Source organism: Nocardia sp. NPDC006044, from assembly GCF_042871115.1.
GTDB lineage: Bacteria > Actinomycetota > Actinomycetes > Mycobacteriales > Mycobacteriaceae > Nocardia.
In genome coordinates this window covers 2,468,294-2,486,621 of sequence record NZ_JBIAID010000001.1, presented here as the reverse complement: position 1 = coordinate 2,486,621, position 18,328 = coordinate 2,468,294, and the positions used below count along the sequence as shown (strand labels likewise).

At 65.6% G+C, this 18,328-nt stretch carries 18 protein-coding genes; 3 read left to right on the top strand and 15 right to left on the bottom strand.

Annotation, left to right across the window (positions count from 1 at the left end):
- Positions 1–26 precede the first annotated feature (26 nt).
- The gene (locus ACFYO1_RS11700) at positions 27–1,424 is read right to left on the bottom strand and encodes an ABC1 kinase family protein (RefSeq protein WP_387229616.1); all 1,398 of its coding nucleotides are present in this window, start codon (positions 1,422–1,424) and stop codon (positions 27–29) included.
- A gap of 200 nt (positions 1,425–1,624) precedes the next feature.
- Here ACFYO1_RS11700 and ACFYO1_RS11695 point away from each other — a divergent pair, with 200 nt between their 5' ends.
- Positions 1,625–2,413: a methyltransferase domain-containing protein gene (locus ACFYO1_RS11695; protein WP_387229614.1), complete on the top strand. Its 789-nt coding sequence runs from the start codon at positions 1,625–1,627 to the stop codon at positions 2,411–2,413.
- Between the two features lie 28 nt (positions 2,414–2,441).
- Positions 2,442–3,020 (top strand): hypothetical protein, encoded by a 579-nt coding sequence (locus ACFYO1_RS11690; protein ID WP_387229612.1) that lies wholly within the window; start codon positions 2,442–2,444, stop codon positions 3,018–3,020.
- Here ACFYO1_RS11690 and ACFYO1_RS11685 read toward each other — a convergent pair.
- Positions 3,013–3,651 carry a TetR/AcrR family transcriptional regulator gene (locus ACFYO1_RS11685; protein WP_387229610.1) on the bottom strand — a complete coding sequence of 213 codons (639 nt, stop codon included), beginning with the start codon at positions 3,649–3,651 and terminating at the stop codon, positions 3,013–3,015. The genes ACFYO1_RS11690 and ACFYO1_RS11685 overlap by 8 nt on opposite strands.
- 133 nt (positions 3,652–3,784) lie before the next feature.
- Positions 3,785–5,161: an ABC1 kinase family protein gene (locus ACFYO1_RS11680; RefSeq protein ID WP_387229609.1), complete on the bottom strand. Its 1,377-nt coding sequence runs from the start codon at positions 5,159–5,161 to the stop codon at positions 3,785–3,787.
- Positions 5,162–5,305: 144 nt separating this feature from the next.
- On the opposite strand from ACFYO1_RS11680, the gene ACFYO1_RS11675 reads away from it, so the two are divergent.
- Entirely contained in the window at positions 5,306–5,926 is a 621-nt protein-coding gene (locus tag ACFYO1_RS11675; RefSeq protein WP_387229607.1) for a TetR/AcrR family transcriptional regulator, read from the top strand.
- 7 nt (positions 5,927–5,933) lie between these two features.
- Here ACFYO1_RS11675 and ACFYO1_RS11670 read toward each other — a convergent pair whose 3' ends face one another.
- The 12 genes from ACFYO1_RS11670 to ACFYO1_RS11615 are packed head-to-tail and all read right to left on the bottom strand — an operon-like array spanning position 5,934 to position 17,980.
- Complete coding sequence (locus ACFYO1_RS11670; RefSeq protein WP_387229605.1) at positions 5,934–7,505, bottom strand: flavin-containing monooxygenase; 1,572 nt, start codon at positions 7,503–7,505, stop codon at positions 5,934–5,936.
- Between the two features lie 4 nt (positions 7,506–7,509).
- Positions 7,510–7,821, bottom strand: a complete 312-nt coding sequence (locus tag ACFYO1_RS11665; RefSeq protein WP_387229603.1) for a hypothetical protein — start codon at positions 7,819–7,821, stop codon at positions 7,510–7,512.
- A gap of 3 nt (positions 7,822–7,824) precedes the next feature.
- Positions 7,825–8,088, bottom strand: a complete 264-nt coding sequence (locus ACFYO1_RS11660; RefSeq protein WP_387229601.1) for a hypothetical protein — start codon at positions 8,086–8,088, stop codon at positions 7,825–7,827.
- A gap of 32 nt (positions 8,089–8,120) precedes the next feature.
- Positions 8,121–8,801 carry a hypothetical protein gene (locus tag ACFYO1_RS11655; protein ID WP_387229600.1) on the bottom strand — a complete coding sequence of 227 codons (681 nt, stop codon included), beginning with the start codon at positions 8,799–8,801 and terminating at the stop codon, positions 8,121–8,123.
- Between the two features lie 60 nt (positions 8,802–8,861).
- Complete coding sequence (locus ACFYO1_RS11650; protein WP_387229599.1) at positions 8,862–9,920, bottom strand: alpha/beta hydrolase; 1,059 nt, start codon at positions 9,918–9,920, stop codon at positions 8,862–8,864.
- A gap of 53 nt (positions 9,921–9,973) precedes the next feature.
- Positions 9,974–11,230 (bottom strand): saccharopine dehydrogenase family protein, encoded by a 1,257-nt coding sequence (locus tag ACFYO1_RS11645; RefSeq protein WP_387229597.1) that lies wholly within the window; start codon positions 11,228–11,230, stop codon positions 9,974–9,976.
- Positions 11,227–12,147 carry a metal-dependent hydrolase gene (locus tag ACFYO1_RS11640; RefSeq protein WP_387229595.1) on the bottom strand — a complete coding sequence of 307 codons (921 nt, stop codon included), beginning with the start codon at positions 12,145–12,147 and terminating at the stop codon, positions 11,227–11,229. The genes ACFYO1_RS11645 and ACFYO1_RS11640 overlap by 4 nt, the downstream gene beginning before the upstream one ends.
- 15 nt (positions 12,148–12,162) lie before the next feature.
- Entirely contained in the window at positions 12,163–13,734 is a 1,572-nt protein-coding gene (locus ACFYO1_RS11635) for a flavin-containing monooxygenase (protein ID WP_387229594.1), read from the bottom strand.
- Positions 13,724–14,704 (bottom strand): SDR family NAD(P)-dependent oxidoreductase, encoded by a 981-nt coding sequence (locus ACFYO1_RS11630; RefSeq protein ID WP_387229592.1) that lies wholly within the window; start codon positions 14,702–14,704, stop codon positions 13,724–13,726. Before ACFYO1_RS11630 ends, ACFYO1_RS11635 begins: the two co-directional genes overlap by 11 nt.
- Complete coding sequence (locus tag ACFYO1_RS11625; protein ID WP_387229590.1) at positions 14,701–16,248, bottom strand: flavin-containing monooxygenase; 1,548 nt, start codon at positions 16,246–16,248, stop codon at positions 14,701–14,703. Before ACFYO1_RS11625 ends, ACFYO1_RS11630 begins: the two co-directional genes overlap by 4 nt.
- A gap of 11 nt (positions 16,249–16,259) precedes the next feature.
- The gene (locus ACFYO1_RS11620) at positions 16,260–17,123 is read right to left on the bottom strand and encodes an SDR family NAD(P)-dependent oxidoreductase (RefSeq protein ID WP_387229588.1); all 864 of its coding nucleotides are present in this window, start codon (positions 17,121–17,123) and stop codon (positions 16,260–16,262) included.
- On the bottom strand, positions 17,120–17,980 hold the full coding sequence (locus tag ACFYO1_RS11615) for an SDR family NAD(P)-dependent oxidoreductase (RefSeq protein WP_387229586.1): 861 nt from the start codon (positions 17,978–17,980) through the stop codon (positions 17,120–17,122). The genes ACFYO1_RS11620 and ACFYO1_RS11615 overlap by 4 nt, the downstream gene beginning before the upstream one ends.
- Between the last annotated feature and the right edge of the window lie 348 nt (positions 17,981–18,328).

The following is an 18,328-nucleotide window of genomic DNA, read 5'->3' as shown; positions in this document are numbered from 1 at the left end:
CCTTGTCCGTGTCGGCAGAGTTCTTCTCACACCGCGGTGTCGAAGGTGACACCACGGAATTCGGCGTCGGCGCGGCCGAGTTCGCCGACCGGCGCCGTGTTGTCGAGCCATTCGCGCAGGATTTGGTGCCAGTCGCCGGTGGCCCGCAGCTGTCCGGCGGTGGCGATGACCATCAGCATCATGCGCAGCACCACCGCCTGGTCGGCGGGCATGGACTGCTTGCGCGCGAGGTCGAAATGCGCCGCACCCGGATTGAGCGTGACCAGCACGGCGTCGTTGATCACGTCTGGGGCCAACGTCACCGCGCCCGGGGTGCTGGCCCACCAGAACAGCGTGTGGATGAAGTCGTACGCTTCCTGATCCGGTACGTCATCGCCGTCGGCGATGATCCCCGCGCGGCACAGCTCGGCATGGATCCGGCGCGGGGAATCGGACAGGACCGCCCGCATGAGGGCGCGCTGACGCTCGGTTTCGGCCCGGTCGAGGTGCTTGTAGATGCCGAAGTCCAGGAATGCGACTCGTCCGTCCTTACCGACGAGGAAGTTGCCCGGATGCGGGTCGGGCGAGAACTGCCGATGCAGATACAGGCTGCCCATGTGGAAGCGGAACATGATCTCGGCGACCCGATTTCGCTCCGCGGCATCGGTGTGGTCTCGAATCTCCTCGAACCGACGGCCGTCGAAGAACTCGGTCACCAGCACGTGCGCGCCGCAGAGCTCGCCGATCACCTCCGGCACGGTGATGAACGGATGCCCTCGGTACAGTCGTGCTACGCGCCGATGGTTCTGGGCCTCGACACCGTAGTCGAGTTCCTCCTCCATGCGTTCGCGCAGCTCGGTCGACAGTGCGGCCCAATCGACATTCGGCGCAATCACCTTGCCCCCCTTGAGGATCAGGGCGAGGTTGCGCAGATCGGCGCGAATAGCCTTGTCGATCCCGGGGTATTGGACTTTCACCGCGACCCGCCGGCCGTCGTGCAGCCGAGCGCGGTAGACCTGGCCGATCGAGGCGGCGGCCAGCGGGGTCTCGTCGAATTCGGTGAAGAACTTCGAGAGTGTGCCTCCCAGATCGCCTTCGATCACCTTACGCATCTTCTCGAACGACACCGTCGGCGCGGAATGTAGCAGTTTGACCATCGCCCGCTGCATGTCCTCGCGGATCTCCTCGGGAAACAGCCCGACGTCGACGAGCGCGAGCATCTGCCCCAGTTTCATGGCGGCGCCCCGCATCGTGCCGAGGCCGTTGACGATGGCCTTGACTGCCTCGGCCTGTCGTTTCTCGAGCTTCGCGCTGCGGTAGTCCGCGTCGCGCCCGGCGATCGCCACCTTCGTGCCCACGTGCCGCACGGCCTGTCCGGCGACCACCCGCCCCAGCATGGCGGTGCGCACCATGCGCGAGGTCGGGAGGTTGTTTTCTTGGGGCATGCCGTCGCTCCTGAGGGGACGCTTCGTCAACGAAGCTGTGGTGTGGATAATAGCGATATGCGGATAGTGAAGCAATCCATATTTGCAACATAGCTGAATGGCCTGCGGTGGAGGATTGCCACACCATCTCACATAGCGTTACTATCCACAAACTATCGCTATTCCCACTTTGGGCGCAACGACGATGATGCGGAGAAGCAATGACCGAGACACCCGTGGCCGCGGACCGTGCACCTGTCGATCCGGCGATGGAACGGCTACGGTCCATCCTCGATCCGGCACGTTTCCGCGAAATCACCGAAAGTCCCACCGGCTATCTGGAACTCGCGGGCGCCGATATCCCCTCGGCGCGTGGGCTGGGGCAGCAGTTGATGCGCACTCGCTTCTACGCGACCTTCTACCAACTGGGCCGCCCGTTGGGCATGCGGATAGCCAGCGCGCTCGAAGCGCCCGGTCGCGACGCCGACCGCGCCCGCACTGCGGCCCGGCTCAACCTGTCGCCGGGGCGCACGGTGCTCGACATCGCTTGCGGGCCCGGCAATTTCACCGGCTACTACGGTTCTGTCGTCGGCGCGGACGGCCTGGCGGTCGGCGTGGACGCCTCGATCTCGATGCTCACCCGCGCGGTCGCCGACAATTCGGCGCCGTCGGTGCACTACCTCTACGGCGCCGCGGAACGGCTCCCGTTCCGTGACGAGAGCGCCGACGCGATCAGCTGCCTGGCGGCGCTGTATCTGATCAACGACCCCTTCGGCGCGATCGATGAGATGTCCCGAGTCCTCAAGCCCGGCGGCCGGATCGTCTTGTTGACCAGCCTTGCCCCCGGCGGCCGACGCGAGCGGCTGCACGTTCGCCTGCTGGAAACGCTGTCCACCATGCGCATGTTCGGCCGAGACGAGGTCACCGGCTTCCTGCGGGGCCGTGGCTTCACCAACATCAACCAGGTGAGCGCCGGCCTGGCCCAAACCGTTTGGGCAACCAAATCATGAACCCGCCAAGGAGATTGGACGACAACCGATGAGCACCGAAACCGAAGCACCTCCGTCCGAGGCCAAACCCGTGACCGCCACGACACGATCGATCTCGATCAGCGTGCCGACGATGATCTGGACGACAGCAACAGCGTCACTGGCTGTGCTCGCGCTGGTGCTCGGCGGGTTGCTGATCTCTGTCCACGGCGACCTCGCCGTGCGGGACTCCGCCGCTGCCGACGACAAGCACGCCGAACAGGTCGCCACCGATTACGCGGTCGGCGCGGCGACGGTCAACTTCGCCGATTTCAATTCCTGGGTCGGCAAACTGAAGGCCAACACCACCCCCGCGCTGGCCACCAAATTCGAGACCACCGCACCCAAGCTTCAGGAGATCCTGACGCCACTGAAGTGGACCTCCACCGCGACACCCATCACCGCCAAGGTCACCGCGGAATCCGCAGGCGTGTACAAGGTGAACGTCTTCGTGAATGTCACCTCCACCAATGCCCAAGACCCCAACGGCGCGCAGACCACGGTCACCTACCACGTCTCGGTCGATCGCAATGCCGACTGGAAGATCACCGATGTCGGCGGCATGGACGGCGCACTGCCGGTCAAATAGGTTGCGACGGTATGGATTCGCCGAGGCGCTGCAGCCAGAACTCCATCGTCGCGGTGAGAATCGCACTGGAGTCCTCAGCCCCGATCACGTCGGCGACGCTGCCGACCGCCAACCCCACGCCGGTGGCCAGGATGCCGCGCACCGCGTCCTGGAGCAGTGCGGTGTTCTCGGCGGCATGCTCGGGCAGGTGCTCGAGCAGCAGTTCGCGCCCGGATTCCACGAAGCGCTCACACATCTCGACCGCGGCGGCCGTCTGACCTGGCTCCCGGATCACGCTGATCGCGTATTCGGCGGCCAGAACCATGGGCGCCCGTTGCTCCATGCCCTCATCCCACCACGTGGCGATGGCCCGCTTGCGCTGTTCGAAGGAGCCGTCGGTTGCGGCGATCAGGGCGGTGAGCCGCCCGAGCCGTCCGGTGGCCCAGCTGCGCAACACCTCGGTGCACAGCGTGCCCTTGTTGTCGAAATTGCTGTACACCGCGCCGATTGTGCGGCCGGCCTCGGCCGCGATCGCCGCGAGCGACGTGGTGAAGTAGCCATCGGCGTAGAACAGCGTCTGCGCGGCCTCGATCAGCTCTTCCCGGGTCTGCGCCTGACTCTCCGCGCGCGTCAACACCCTGCGAGCAGCCACGGCAGATCCTCCACTGTTCATTCGACGGAACGACTTATGCAGCCAGCACATATTCCGGGTACTGACACTATCCAGATTAGTGCAATGTGACCAAATGCTCGACCAATGCGGCCCGAAGTGTCGTAGAGCGGAATCAGCGGCTCGTGGTCCGCGACCGTTCGGCCAGCACCTGTCCGATCTCCGTGGCCGGCGGATCCCCGTACCACCATTCTCGGGCGATCCGATGCCAATTGTGGGTCGCGTGGAGCTGGCCGAGCACGCCGAATGTGAGGAAGTCGGCGCGCCGGGAGAAGACGTGCTCGGGCGGCAGTTGCTGATGACGCATGCCACCGAACTGCGCCGATCGCGGGTCGATCGCGATCAGCAGCGCACTGGTGGCGAGTTCCGGTGTGACGGTGATCGATTCGTCGGTCAGCGCGATTTCCGATGCCGCCCACACATAGTCGAGACACTCCTGCGCGGTGACCCCCGAGGCCGGGTCGATGATGCCGCGGCGCACCATCAGGGCGTGCAGGTCGTCCGCCCGGCATTCGGCGGCCAGGCGCGCCAGCGTCCGCTCGAAGTCGACGTCCTGCGGGTTCATCCGGTTGTAGAGGCCGAAGTCGATGAATCCCACCCTGCCGTCGGGCGCGAGCAGCACGTTGCCGGGATGCGGGTCACCGCAGAACTCGTTGTGCTGAAACAGCGAACCCACATAGAAGCGGTAGATCAGCTCGCCGATGTGGTCGCGCTGCTCCTCGGGCAGCCGGCGCATGGCCTCGAAGGACTGGGAGGGAAAGTATTCGGTCACCAGTACGCGGGCCGTGCAGTGCTCGACGATGACGTCGGGTACCGCGATGAACGGGTGCCCGCGGTAATGGGCGGCCACCTCGTGCTGGGTCCGCGCCTCGCGCGGATAGTCGAGTTCGCCGGCGATATTGCGCGCAACCTCCTCGACCAGCGCGCCACCCTCCAGGGTGGGCCACATGGCCTTCCACATCTTGGCGAACAGTCGCAGGTTGCGCAGATCGGCCCGCACGGCCAGGTCGATGCCGGGGTATTGGATCTTGACCGCGACCTCGCGCCCGTCCCGTAGGACGGCGCGGTATACCTGCCCGATCGAGGCGGCCGCGATCGGCGCCTCGTCGAAGTCGCGAAACACCGCCGATACCGACCCGTAGTCCTGCTCGAGGGTTGTACGCATGATGTCGAACGGTGTCGTGGGCGCTTGATCGCACAACACCGCGAGTTTCTGGCGGAACCGTTCGCGATGCGACGTGGGCACCAGGTCCAAATCCAGCAGCGACAGCATCTGGCCGAGTTTCATGGCCGCGCCCTTGAGATTGCCGAGCACGTCGACCATCTGCTCGGCAGCGTCGATCGTCGACCGCTGGGCCAGCACCGCTCGGGCCTGCTCGGAGCGGCCGACCATGCTCAAGCGAGCCGACGCGCCCCGGGCGGCTTGCCCGGCGGCCAGCATGCCGAGCTTACGACCGCGCGCTATCCGCCCTTTGGCGATGCGCTCACCCATGCGGTTCCTCCCACCGACTCGGCCACGACCTCGGCGCACAATACGCGCTCACCACGGACAATCCAGTTCGAATGCGGCCATTATCCACATTGAAGTATTATCCAGATAGGTGGGGGCGTCAAATATCACGGAGGTGCTGGCCCGGTGGCGGTTCGAAAGCTCCTGACGCGCGCGGAAAGCCAGGCCCGGACCCGGGCGGATCTGGTGGAAGCCGCCGAACGACTGTTCCTGGCCCAGGGGTATCACGCGACCTCGATCGCGGCCATCGCCGCCGAAGCCGGCCGCACCATCGGTGCCGTCTACAGCAACTTCGAGAACAAAGAATCACTCTGCTACGAGGTGATCCGGCAGCGGGTGACCACCGAGGCCGCGAAGCTGGTCGCGGTCATCGCCGCCGCGCCCGAGGACCTCGAGTCACGCCTGGCCATCCTGCCGACCTGGTGGGCAGGGGTTTCGGTGGACACGGCGATGATCAACCTGGCTGGGGAGTACCTACTCACGACCGTTCGCGACGATCAGCGGACGATCGCGTCCGGCAATCTCGACCGCATCATCGCCTCGGGCCGAGCCCTGCTCGAAGACTTCCTGCCCGCAGAGGTACAGCCGTCGAGCCCATTGCTCGACACTGCGGTGCGCGCCGTGCTCGCGACCGGCGCCGGCCTGGCCATCGGCCAAGCCGCACAGGCTGTTTCGCTCGAAGAGGCGACCGGACTGCTCGCCGACACCCTGCGGCTGTGGCTGAGCCGGTTGGCCCAGGCGGGTTAGCGCCGGGTCAGGCGCGCGGCGTTTCGACCCGGTATTCGTAGTCCTCGCGGTCGAACCGAGTCGCCTGCCGGTGCGCCCGGCGGAAGGTCCAGGGCCGGATGTAGGGGGATTCGTTCTGCGAGTTGACGAAATATGTGTTCGAGCCGCTACAACGAGTCACCAGGTAGTAGCTGAGGTTTCGGCCACTCGTCAGCATGTCCTGATGGAAGCGCTCCTGTGCTTCCGCTCGCGCCTCGACGACATTCGCCCCGCGACTGCGGGTTTCACCGATCACCGCCACGATGTGGGCTACCGCGGTTTCGAGCACCGCGAAGAACGACACGCCTCCGGTCCACGAGTACGGCCCGACCATGATGAATCGGTTGGGAACTCCCGCCACCGACGTGCTCATATACGGCTTGAGCGTCTCCTTGTTGAAGAAGTCTCCGAGGTCGAAGCCGTCGCGGCCGGTGACGACACCCGACCGGTAGCTCTCTGGGTCGGAGAACACCTCATAGCCGGTCGCCAGCACCAGTGCGTCGACGGCGCGCTCGGTACCGTCGCCGGTACGGATACCGTCCGGGGTCACCTCCGCGATCGGGGTGGTGATCAGATCGACGTTCTCCCGGTTGAGATTGCTCAGGTATCGTCCGGCCAAACCACCTCGGACACAGGCCACTCCGAACCGGACGCGCAGCTTGTCCCGGGTGGCCTCGTCCCGGACGTTCGCCCACAGCCACGCGTTGTAGGCCCGGTGCCCGGCGAAGTCGATGACCGTGGCGCTCCTGCGCCACAGCGACTCCGGTACGTGTACGACAAATCCGATCGCCACATCGGCGACGGCGTAGACCGCGCGCAGCACACCCGGCACCAATCCCGGTGTGGCAAGCAGTTTTTGGCCCCACCGCGGCATCCGGAAGTCCGGTTTGGGCAGATATATCTGTGGGGTGCGCTGGTAGAGATCGAGACTGCGGACCTTGGGGCTGAGCTGCGGAGCGATCTGCATGGTGCTGGCGCCGACGCCGATCATGGCGACGCGCTTGCCGGTGAAGTCGTAGTCGTGGTCCCAGTGCGCCGTATGCATGATCTTGCCCCGGAACGAATCCAGCCCTGGGATATCGGGTTTGTCCTTGGCGTTGATGTAGATGCCGACCGCGCTGATCACGAACCGGGCGGTGATCTGTTCGCCGTGCGCGAGCTGAACGCGCCACAGGTGCGCCTCGTCGTCCCATGCCTCCGTGACGACCTCGACCCCGAAGCGCATCTTCGCCGGCAGCCCGTGGTCGTCGGCGACTTCCTGAATGTACCGCAGGATCTGATCACGTTTGGCGAAGAAGCGGTCCCAGTCGGGTTTCGGGGCGAAGGAGTACTGGTAGGACATCGACGGCAGATCACAGCCCGCGTCGGGATAGTCGTGCGAGTACCAGACGCCGCCCGCCCCGGCATTGCGGTCCACGATCAGAAAATCGTGGATCCCGATTTCCTGCAACTTGATTCCGGCACAGATGCCACCGATGCCGGCACAAATAATCAGCACTTCGTGATGGGGAATTTCGGGGGCTACCGACTCGATGTCATCGGCGAGTGCGTTTTGCGGCATGGATTTATCCTTCGGCCCGCGTTTTGGCGAGTTCACTTGTGCGAGTGGAGATTTGCCCTTTGGCCTGCCCCAACGCGAATCGGTAGACGGCGGCGAACACCGGGGTGCAGAGGTGTCCGATCCGGAAGGGCCCGCGCAGCCGGAGGGCAATCTTCCAGGTGACGAGTGTGCGGCCGTCGCCGGTTTCGTCGAACCACAGGTGTTCGGCGTACTGCCGCACGAACAGGTGCTGCATCCAATTGCTGGAGGAGACTCCGTAGGAGACGCGCCTGCCTGGTTCGTATCGCCAGAACTTCTCGTGTTCGATCCAGAACACTCGTCAGATACCGTGGACGCTGCCCATCTCGCGAACGGCGTCCACACCCCGGTGCGGTGTCGTGTAGCGGACCCCAGCGCCGCACAGTTGCATCCCCGACAACGGCAGCCACTCCCAGGCATGGTCGCTGTCGAACACGTCCCAGACCGCCTTGATCGGCGCGTCGAAAACCACCTCGGTGGTGAAGACGATCGGTGCGGTGTCGAACGTCGAATCGTCGACCGGCTCGGTCGGCCAGTCGCGTTGCAGGAGTGAAGACAAAGCCATAACGGGCTCCTCATGGTGCCGGGTTGGTGTGGTCAGGCGGTCAGCTCGATGGTTCCGCGGGGATGCCAGGGCAGCGGGCCGCTAGGAAAGCTGAAGCGCACCATGCGATGTGGGCTCGCCACCTCGAAGTGACCGAGGAACGGCGGGAGGAACCCGGCGATCACCTTGTCCAGCAGGCCGTTCATGTGGCTGAAGCTCGGACGGATGTGCACCTGCCACACGTCGAAGGACCCGGCGGGCACGTCCACCGTCAACCGCTTCTCGACCTTCAGCTCGAGCGGCCAGTGGATCGAGAAAGCCAGCCAGAGATCGTGTTTGGATTTCGCGCCCCGCTGAAAGTCGAGGCCGCGCAGCAGGGTCAGGCCGCCGAGGAGCGGCATGACTCCGGACGGAAAGGGTGCGAGCTTGCCGCCGAACTGCATGTGTTCGGTGTCGACGAAGTAGCCCTCCTCGCGCGAGACCAGCCGCCCGCGGAAGTACGACGCCGCTTGATAGCTTTCGGCCGTAATGGTTCCCGACTCGCGGCGGATCCGTTGTTCGACTTTCATGCTGTAGGAGTCCTCGGAGCCGGACTCCAGATACGACACGTACGCATCGTCGCCGTGCTCCACGACGCTGGTGAGGCGGCCTTCGGACTTGCTGTCGGCGAGCCGGATCGAATAGGTCGATTTCTCGCCATCGGCGATGGCTGGATCGCGGAAGGGACTCGACATCACTGTCCTCGTGGTTCGGTCCGGGCGTGGCCGGACGTGCTGGTGCGGCGGAAACGGTTGTCAGGCAGTTGTTCTTGCCGGGGCGTGGATGTGCGTCGAGGCCGCGGCAAGGGTCGTGCGGGCGAACCGGCCGATCTCGGCGATGGCGTCGCGAGCGTCGGGCAGCAGGTCGGCGCCGGCTTGGAAGACGTGGATGGCGTTGTCCCAGATCTGCAGGGTGAGCGGCACTCCGGCCTCGGCGCAGCGGGCAGCCAGTTGTTCGCTGTCGGCGAGCAGGGTCTCGGTCGAGCCCACCTGAATAAGGGTCGGCGGCAGTCCGGTGAGCACCTGATTGACCGGGGACCAGGCCGGATCGAACTGGCCGTCGACGGCGACTCCCCATTTCGAGGGCAGTGCGTAGGCGTCCGCGGACAGGATCGCGTCGGTGACCGTATTGGGGTGGGCGCGTCGCACGGCGGCGTCGTAGTTCGCCCAGGGGGCGATCGCGACGATCCCCGCGGGCATCGGCAATCCGTTGTCGCGGGCGGCCAGCGCCAGCGAGAAGGTCAGGCCGCCACCGGCGGAGTCGCCGGCGAAGATGATCCGGTCGGCGGTGAACCCGCTGTCGAGCAGGTGCCGGTAGGCAGTCAGGCAGTCCTGCACGGTCTCGGTCACGTGGGCTCGCGGAATCTGCCGGTAGTCGACGTTGAGTACCGGAGCCCCCACGGCATTCGAGATACGGCCGACCAGCCGGCGATGCGTGTGCAGCCCGCACGACAGCAGCCCGCCGCCGTGGAAGTACAGGATCGCGGTGTCGCGATACCGGTCCGGGTCGGCGATGCCCTTGCCCCAGACCCATTCCGCCCGGAAATCCGGGAAGGACACCGCCCGCAGTCCGGTTCCACGCTGCGGGCGCAGCGGCATCAGCAGCGGATCAACGCGGGTGGTGATGGCCAGCATCTGATTCGGGGTCAGCAGGCGGTTGCGGTCCACCCACACAGCGAGCTCGAAGAATTGGCGGACTGTGGCGTGCAGTACCGCGTGGGCGGCACGCAGGCGCAGGCTGGCGCGGCGCGGCAGTTCCGCGACGACGGCCGGATGTAAGGGGGAAATGGTGGCGAGGGCCGGTGAAGGGGTCATTGTCGAATTCCTCTGCATCGTCGTTGATGTGGACCGGACCGGTGCTCGGCTGTTCAGAGCAGCCGATGGCACTCGAGGGTGAGACCTGCGGCGCGCAGCCGATCGATCAGGACGTCGCCGAAGGCCGCGGCGGTGGTGAGGACGCCGCTGATCTCGGGCAGCCGGTCGCCGTCTTGGATCAGTGCCAGTGCGGCCTGGCCGATCATCAGTGCGGAGACCTCGTATCCGGGATCGCCGTCGGCGTGGTAGTGGGCGACATAGTGTGCCCCGGTGGTGGTCCGCGTGTACGTCTCGACGTCGAGAACGCCTTTGTCCCTGATGGTTTCGGACGGTCCGTGGCCCGCTTCTGGCAGGAACAGACCCAACACCCGCCGAATCGGTGGCACCGCCAGCGCGGCGGCCGCGGCGGCATAACCGGCCAGAACCGCACCTGCCGCGACTGTGGAGACGATCGGGAGCTGTGTGACGCCGAGGGTTTCGCTGTAGCGGAAGCCGGGGCCGTAGGCGCCACCGAGCAATGCGTTTGATCTGCGGACAACCCGGGTGTTGTAGAAGGCGGCCGCGAAGGGTGCGAGCGTACCCCGCAGCGCTGGATAGACTGTGGCGGCCCGGAGGATCCGCAGGTCGAATGGCTGAGCGGTTCGCGGTGGTGGCTGTCCCGGGTTCGCGGTGAGCGAATCCCGGTCCAGCAGCAACCGCAGAACGCCTTTGTGGAAGGCATGTTCGGCCAGGACGCGGCCCGTGTCGACCGAACCGCCGGAAGCCCACATGACGAACTTCCGGATGACCATCGTGGTGTCGGTCAGCGTGCCCTCACCGTCGGCGGCGACCGTTCTGTGCAGCAGATACACCGGCAGATCCGAAGGGATGGAATCGAACCCGGCCGAGTGCACGATGCGGCAGCCGTTCGCGACGGCCTGGTCGTGGAACTTGTCGATGGACCAGCGCACGAATGGCGGCTCCGCGGTGAGGTCGAGGTAGTGACAGCCCGCGTTCACCGCCGCGGCCACCAGGTTCTCCCCGTACCGCATCCACGGCCCGACGCTGGTGATGACGACCCGCGTCCGTGTCGCCATCGCGTCCAGGCTGGCCGGTGAATCGACATCGGCCTGCACCAGCGTCCAGCGGGATGCCCTGGGCGGCAGCCCATCCCGGACCTTGGCGAGCTTGATGAGATCACGACCGGCCAGTGCGATCGACACCTGCGCCGGAGCATGGTCGGCGAGATAGCGCGCGATGAAACCGCCGGTGAAGCCGGTCGCTCCGAACACGACGATGTCGAACTCGCGGGTGGCGGTGTCGATGGTCATCGGAGCCGGTCGACCAGGTCACCGTTGGCGCCGAACAGCTTGAGCTGCCATTCCTGAACCAGCGCTTCGGTATCGATGTCATCGGGGTGGAAACCGGGCCGCATGAAGACGGCCAGCTCGCCGAGCAGACCTTTGAGCAGCGGTCCGCGGACGATCTCGATAGCTTGCCGGGTGGCGATGACCGGACGCCACGCCTCACGGTCCCGCAGTATCGACAAGAGCAACAGCGGCGCCAGTACCGGATACAGCAGCGTGACGACGACGGCCATGCTGCCGATTCGGGCGATCTCCGACGCGCCCAGATGTCTGGCAGCATCGAACATCACCGATTTATGCTCGAGTTCCTCGAGCGCGTGCCAGGTCAGCAACTTCAGGGCCTCGGGGTCCGCACCCGGCATGGCGTACAGCTCCGGGTTCGCCAGCATGCGGCGGCCGAGCGTGGCGGTGATGTGCTCGAGCATGGCGGTGACAGCGGCGTGCATCCGGATGCCGACGAAGTCTTCCGCCCACACGATCGCCTTGTACCCCAACTTGCTCTCGATGTGTGCCTGCATGATCCAATTCGCGATCGGGTAGCGCAGATTCACGAGATGATCGCCGTTGAGCCGGTCATGTTCCTGGCTGTGCACGATTTCTTGTCCGACGAATCCGGCGACCCGCTTCTTGAGCGCCGGGTCGTCGATGTCTTTCATGAACTTCTTGGCGGCGCGGACCAGGCTGTCCTCGCCCAGCGGAATCGCCGCGTTGCCCAGGGCGAGGCCGTGGCTGAGTGGAATGTTGCCTACGACGAACAGGTGCTCCATCGGAATCGGCTCGCCGAAGCGGAACCGCATGCGCCGCACTTTTGGCGGCGTGGTGTCTTTCGACAGCCGAGTAGGAGCGGCGACCTTGCGCCGCAGAGTCGAGATAATTGCCATGATCGTGCCTCTCCCTCAGACGGAGGTGGACGCCGGCACCACGACCGGCTCTGCTGTGGGTGATATCTGCTCGTAGCAGTAGTGATCGAGCGGGAAGCGCCGGTTGCCGCGACTGGCTTCGAAGAAGCCGGCCGGACGCAGATAGGTGGTATCGCCCTGCGAGTTGCGGTAATAGGTCGGCACGTGGCCGTTCAGGTCGGCGAGGTAGTAGCGCATGGACTCGCCCTTCGCGTACATCTGCCGGTGGTAGGCCTCGGCGATGTCCTGGCGGATCTCGCACACCTGCGCGCCACGTCGGCGGGTCTCGGTGATGGCACGGACGGCGTGATCGGCGGTCATCTCGACGAACGAATGCCAACCCGAGCCGGTCCACGAGTAGGGACCGCACAGTGTCCAGCGGTTGGGCAGGCCGGGTACCGACACACTCTCGTAGGCTTGCAGCCCCTGCTCGTTGTAGAACTTGGCGAGGTCGAAGCCGTTGCGGCCCAATATGGTTCCGGGTCGGTAGGTCTCCGGGTCGGAGAACACCTCGTAGCCGGTCGCGAGGACCAGCGCGTCGAGCTTGTGCAACACGCCGTCGCGCGTCTTGACCCCGGTGGGGGTGATCTTGTCGATCGGCTCGGTGATCAGAGAGACGTTGTCGCGGTTGTAGGCCCGAAGATAAGCGCTGGAGATGGTAGGGCGTTTGGCCAGAATCCCGAAGTCCGGGGTGAGCTTGGCCGCGGTGGCCGGGTCGGCGACGACGCTGCGGATATAGCGCCGGTAGCCGGCGATCGACCACGCGTCGAACTTGTTCATTGCCGGGTGCAGAATCGTCGGCGGCGGCACGACGATCGCACGGAACAGCAGGTCCATCGTGACCAGCACGCCACCGTGCAAAGTCTTGGTCAGCCCGGGAATCGCGAACGCGCGCTGCATGATTCGCGGGACTGCGAAGTCCGGCTTCGGTAGCGACCATACCGGAGTGCGCTGGAAGACGGTGAGCTGTCGTACTTGCGGCGCGATGGTGGGAATGATCTGCACCGCGCTGGCGCCGGTGCCGATGATGCCGATGGTCTTGCCGTCGAGGTCGTAAGCGTCATCCCAGGAACTGGGGCGCAGCACCTTGCCCTTGAACGACTTCGCTCCCGGGATTCCGACATCTTCCTTCGGCCGCACGAACGCTCCGACCGCGCTGATCAGAAACCGTGCGGTAACCGTGGAGCCGTCGTCGAGCCGCAACGTCCAGCAGCGCCTGTCGTCGTCCCATACCTCGCGTTCGACGTTGATGTTGAACCGGATCCGCGGATACAACTCGAAGCGCCGCGCCACATCGACGTGATACTGCTTGACCTCCGCACCCCTGGGAAAGATCCGGCTCCACCGCGGGTTGCGCGCGAAGGAGTACTGATAGGCCAGCCCAGGCACATCGACGCCGAGGCCGGGGTAGTGATTCTCGTGCCAGCTGCCGCCGACGTCGTCGGCCCGCTCGAGGATCAGGAAGTCGTCGATGCCGGCGGCTCGGAGTTTGACCCCGGCGGCGATGCCCGCCGGGCCCGCGCCGATGACGGCGACCTCGTACTGCGGCTGAACGGTCTCAGCGGTCAAGGCTGATCGCCTCCTGAGTCTGGTGATCGATGACGTCGACCAGTGCGGCCGTGCCGAGGGCAGGAGCAGTGCCGGAGCCGGTGACGCGATCCAGCAGTCCGAGCACGCGTTCGCCCGCGGTCTCCAGGCGCTCGACCGGGAAGTTGCGCAGCACACCGCGAGTGAGCGACGGCGCGAGCCGATACAGCGCGTATGTCAGCCATGCTTCGGTACGCACCGGCACCACATCCAGGTCGAAACGGACCGCGCGCACGGCCGCGCGCGCGACCAGGTCTGGGCTCATCGGCGAGACCGGCAGCTTCTCCGCGAATGCCTGGATCTGGCCGACGACGCCGACCCCGCGCTGGAACAGGTCGGGATTTACGCCCACGGTCTCGGCGTGCTGTCCCAGGTTGGTGTTGATCAGGCCGGGACAGATGGAGCTCGCGCTGACGCCCTTGGGGCCGAGTTCCACACGCAGACAGTCGGTGAGCATCCGCACGCCGGCTTTGGCCACGTTGTAGGCGGAGGTGCCCGGGACCGGGGTGTAGGAGGCAGCCGAAGCGATGTTGACGATGTGCCCGCGCCCGCGCTCGGCCATCTGCCGTCCGAAAATCCGGCTGCCGTGCACCACACCCAGCAGGTTCGGACCGAGCTGGCGCTCCCACGATTCGGCGGTCGTGTCCAGGAACGCACCCGCCAGAACGAAACCCGCGTTGTTGACCAAGACGTCGGTGATCCCGTACTCCGCGCGGACCTGTTCGGCGAACCGCTCCCAGGCCGCGGCGTCGGTGACGTCGAGCAGAGCGGAACTCGCCCGGCGTCCTCGTCCCCGGATGAGTTCCACGGTCTGGCCGGCGGTGTGCAGATCGATGTCCGAAACAACCACGTGCGCACCACGATCGGCGAAACGGATCGCGATCGCGCGCCCGATGCCGCTGCCCGCGCCGGTGACGACAACCAATTCTGGTCGCAAGCCGTTGATTTTCATGACAGCGCCTTCCCTGCCCCGGTCAGTTCACGGTTCGACACCGCGACCCGGGTCGCGTACCGGTAGTGATCGAACGGGAAATGCTTGTTGCCCCACCACATCTCCAGATGAGTGCTCGGGCGGATCGCGGCCGCGTCACCCTGGTAATTGACGTAATAGGTGTTGGAGCCCTCGCACGCCGAGGACAGCCACATCGTCTGCTGCGCGCGGCGCCGGTATTTGCGGTAGTACGCGTCGTGTGCGTCTTGTTTGATCTCGATCCGGGTGGCGCCCCGGCGCCTCGATTCCGTGATCGCGCGGGCCGCATGCCGACTGGTGCACTCGATCATCGCGATATAGGAGCCCGCCGCGAATCCGTAGGGGCCGGTGATGAGGAAGCTGTTGGGGAATTGCGGGACCGAGACGCCCTGGTAGGCCTGGAAATGGTTCTCGTCCCAGAACTCGTTGAGGTCCAGCCCGCCGACTCCACGCATAGGGAACGGTGGTGTGCCGCCCTTGGCCATGACCTTGAACCCGGTGGCGCACACCAGGACATCGATCTCATGGTGCGTGCCGTCGGCAGTCACGACGCCGTTGTCGGTGATGCGCTCGATCGGGTCGGTGATGAGCGTTACGTGCGGCTCGGTGAAGGTCTTGAGGTACCGGTTGGACACCGACGGCCGCTTGCACCCCGGCGCGTAGTCGGGTGTGAGTTGCTGTGCCAGTTCGGGATTGCCGCGCAGCCAAGCCCGGTAGCCCATCGCGCCGCCGCGTTCGAGTGCCTCCGCCAGGAACGGCACGCGCTCGTGGAACACTCCGATGCCGGTGATCCCGAAATCGATGGCGACGGTGAGCGCGGCCCGGATCGGGCGGCGGATCATCGGCAGCTTGAGCAGGGCCGCGCTCACCGGTCGCGGGATCGCGAAATCGGGCTTGGGGGCCACCCAGATCGGGGTCCGCTGGAACACCGTCAAATGTCCTGCGACATCGGCCAATTCGGGGATGAGCTGCAACGCCGTCGCGCCGGTGCCGATCACCGCTATGCGTTTTCCGCGGTAGTCGAAATCGTGGTCCCAGCGCGAGGTGTGCACGATTTTGCCGGTGTAGGAATCGAATCCGGCGATGTCGGGCAGCTGCGGCACCTCCAGCGCACCGATCGCGCCGATCACATAGCGGGCGACCAGCGTCTGTCCCGAAGCCAGCTGGACTCGCCACACGTGCTCGGACTCGTCCCATTCCGCGCCGGAGACCGCGGTGTTCAGCCGGATCCGGGACCGCAGGTCGTAGTTGTCGACGACTTGCTCGGCGTACTTCTTGACCTCCGCGCCCGGGGCGAACATCCGGGTCCAGGTCTTGGGCGGTGCATAGGAAAAGCTGTAGTAGATCGACGGAATATCCACGGCCACACCGGGATAGGTGTTGGCATGCCAGGTGCCGCCGATACCGTCGTTCTTGTCGATGATGAGGAAGTCGTCGATGCCTGCCTTGCGCAATTCGACGCCGGCGCCGATGCCGCCGAAACCCGCGCCGATGATGAGGACTTCGTGGTCGATCTGATAGGTCATGGGATCGCCTTTCACTGAGCGAGGCGGTTGATCAGGGGACGGGCCAGCGTCAGCAGCTGCTCGGCACGATCGAACGAGGCGATGGACAGCACCCCGCGCACCAGAGCAGGCGAGAGCCGGAAGACGGCGTATCCGAACCACGCCTCCGGATTGACCGGTACGACAGCCCAATTGCGGCGCACCGAACGCTCGATGATTCGGGCCACTTTGTCCGGTCCGGCGTAGGCGAAGCCGGTTTGCACCTTGCTCATCTGCTCGCGCCATTGAGTCTGTTGTTCGTCGGTGATGCCGTTGCGCTCACCGTGGGCCAGCAGATTGGTGCCGATGATGCCCGGGCAGATGGCGGTGACGCCGATGCCGTGGCGGCTCAGTTCGATCCGCAGCGACTGCGTGGCCATCAGCACAGCGGCTTTGGCGACTCCATAGGCGGGTTCGAGTTCCATCGGCACGAAGGCCGCAGCCGACGAGATGTTGACGATGTGACCGCGGACGCCGCCGGCGATCATCTGCTCGGCGAAGACCTTCGAGCCGTAGACGACGCTCATCAGGTCGATGTCGACCATCCGCTGCCATTGCGGAATCGTGGTCTCGACGAAACCGCCGAGATCCATCACTCCGGCGTTGTTGACCAGGACATCGGCCGGTCCGAACTCCGCGCGCACCCACCGCCCGAAGTCGTCCCACTCCGATTCGCTGCTCACATCGAGCCGGTACGGCACCGCGTGCCCGTCAGCGGCTTTGATCTCGGCCACGGTCTCCGCGGCGGCCGGCTCGTCGATGTCGGCGACGATCACGCGATATCCCTTGCCCGCGAACACCTTCGCCGTTTCCCGCCCGATTCCCGCCCCGGAGCCGGTGATGATCGCCGTCTTCATCGCGCACCCCCGAACACCTTGCCGGAAACGGTCGCGCCGAAGTCGGCCACCGACATGTTCACCAGCCCGGACAGCCCGCGCACCAGCGACGGCGACAAACGGTAGCCATACCATCCCGCCCACGCCTCGACCCCGACGGGAACCGTCGACAGATTCCATCGGACGGCCCGCTCCACCGCGGCCGCCACCCGATCCGGCGAGCGGCCGATATAGCGATGTCCCGCCGCGAGCCTGGCCGCCCAGTCCGCGCTGACGCCCTCATCGACGCCGGCACGAGAACCGTTGGCCGCCAAGCTGGTACGGATCAAACCAGGGCATATCGCGCTGACCCCGATCCCCTTGCCGCCGAATTCCGCGCGTAGCGCCTGCGTGCCGAACCACACCCCCGCCTTGGCCGTGACATACGAGGGCGCGACAGCCGTCGGCAGGAACGCACCCACCGAAGCGACGTTCACGATGTGTCCCTTGCGGCCCGCGTCGACCATCCGCTCGACGAACAACCGAGAGCCGACAAGCGGGCTCATCATGTTGATCTGGATCATCCGCCGCCAGTCGTGACCGGACTGCTCGAGGAACCCGCCGCTGATCAGAATGCCGGCGTTGTTCACCACGACATCTGGGATGCCGAAGTCCGCACACACCCACGTGACAAACCGCTCCCAGTCCTCCACATCGGCGACATCGAGACGGCGGAACACCGCCTTCCCGCCCTTCGCGCGAATGAGATCGACGCTCTCCTCACCGGTCGTCTCGTTGATATCGGCCACGATCACCGTCGAGCCACGCCGCGCGAGCCGCTCGGCGGTCGCCCGGCCGATGCCGCTGCCCGCTCCCGTCACCACGGTCACTGCACCCATGCCGACCTCCCGCAATCCCCGGCGGATCCGTACGTCTCGGGCATGCTCGACTCCCTTGTCGGTGTTGAAGCTCACTATTCTCGAATAGTAGACATATTCGAATTGCATGGCAATCCCAAAATCTTCTTTATTTGAGTTGGTCCGTTGCCACGCACCAACCCCACGCAGGCCGTCAGCACACCAACGCCGGACACGCGCGTGACACCCGCCAACGCCGGATCCCGCTCTAAAGACGACACGCGTCGGTGACGGCACGCGCAGTGCAGGCAGCGAGCCCGTCGCGCGCCAGCACCTCGCGCCGGTTCTACACGCAAATGTTCGACTGGCCGGTCACCGATCCCCCGGCCG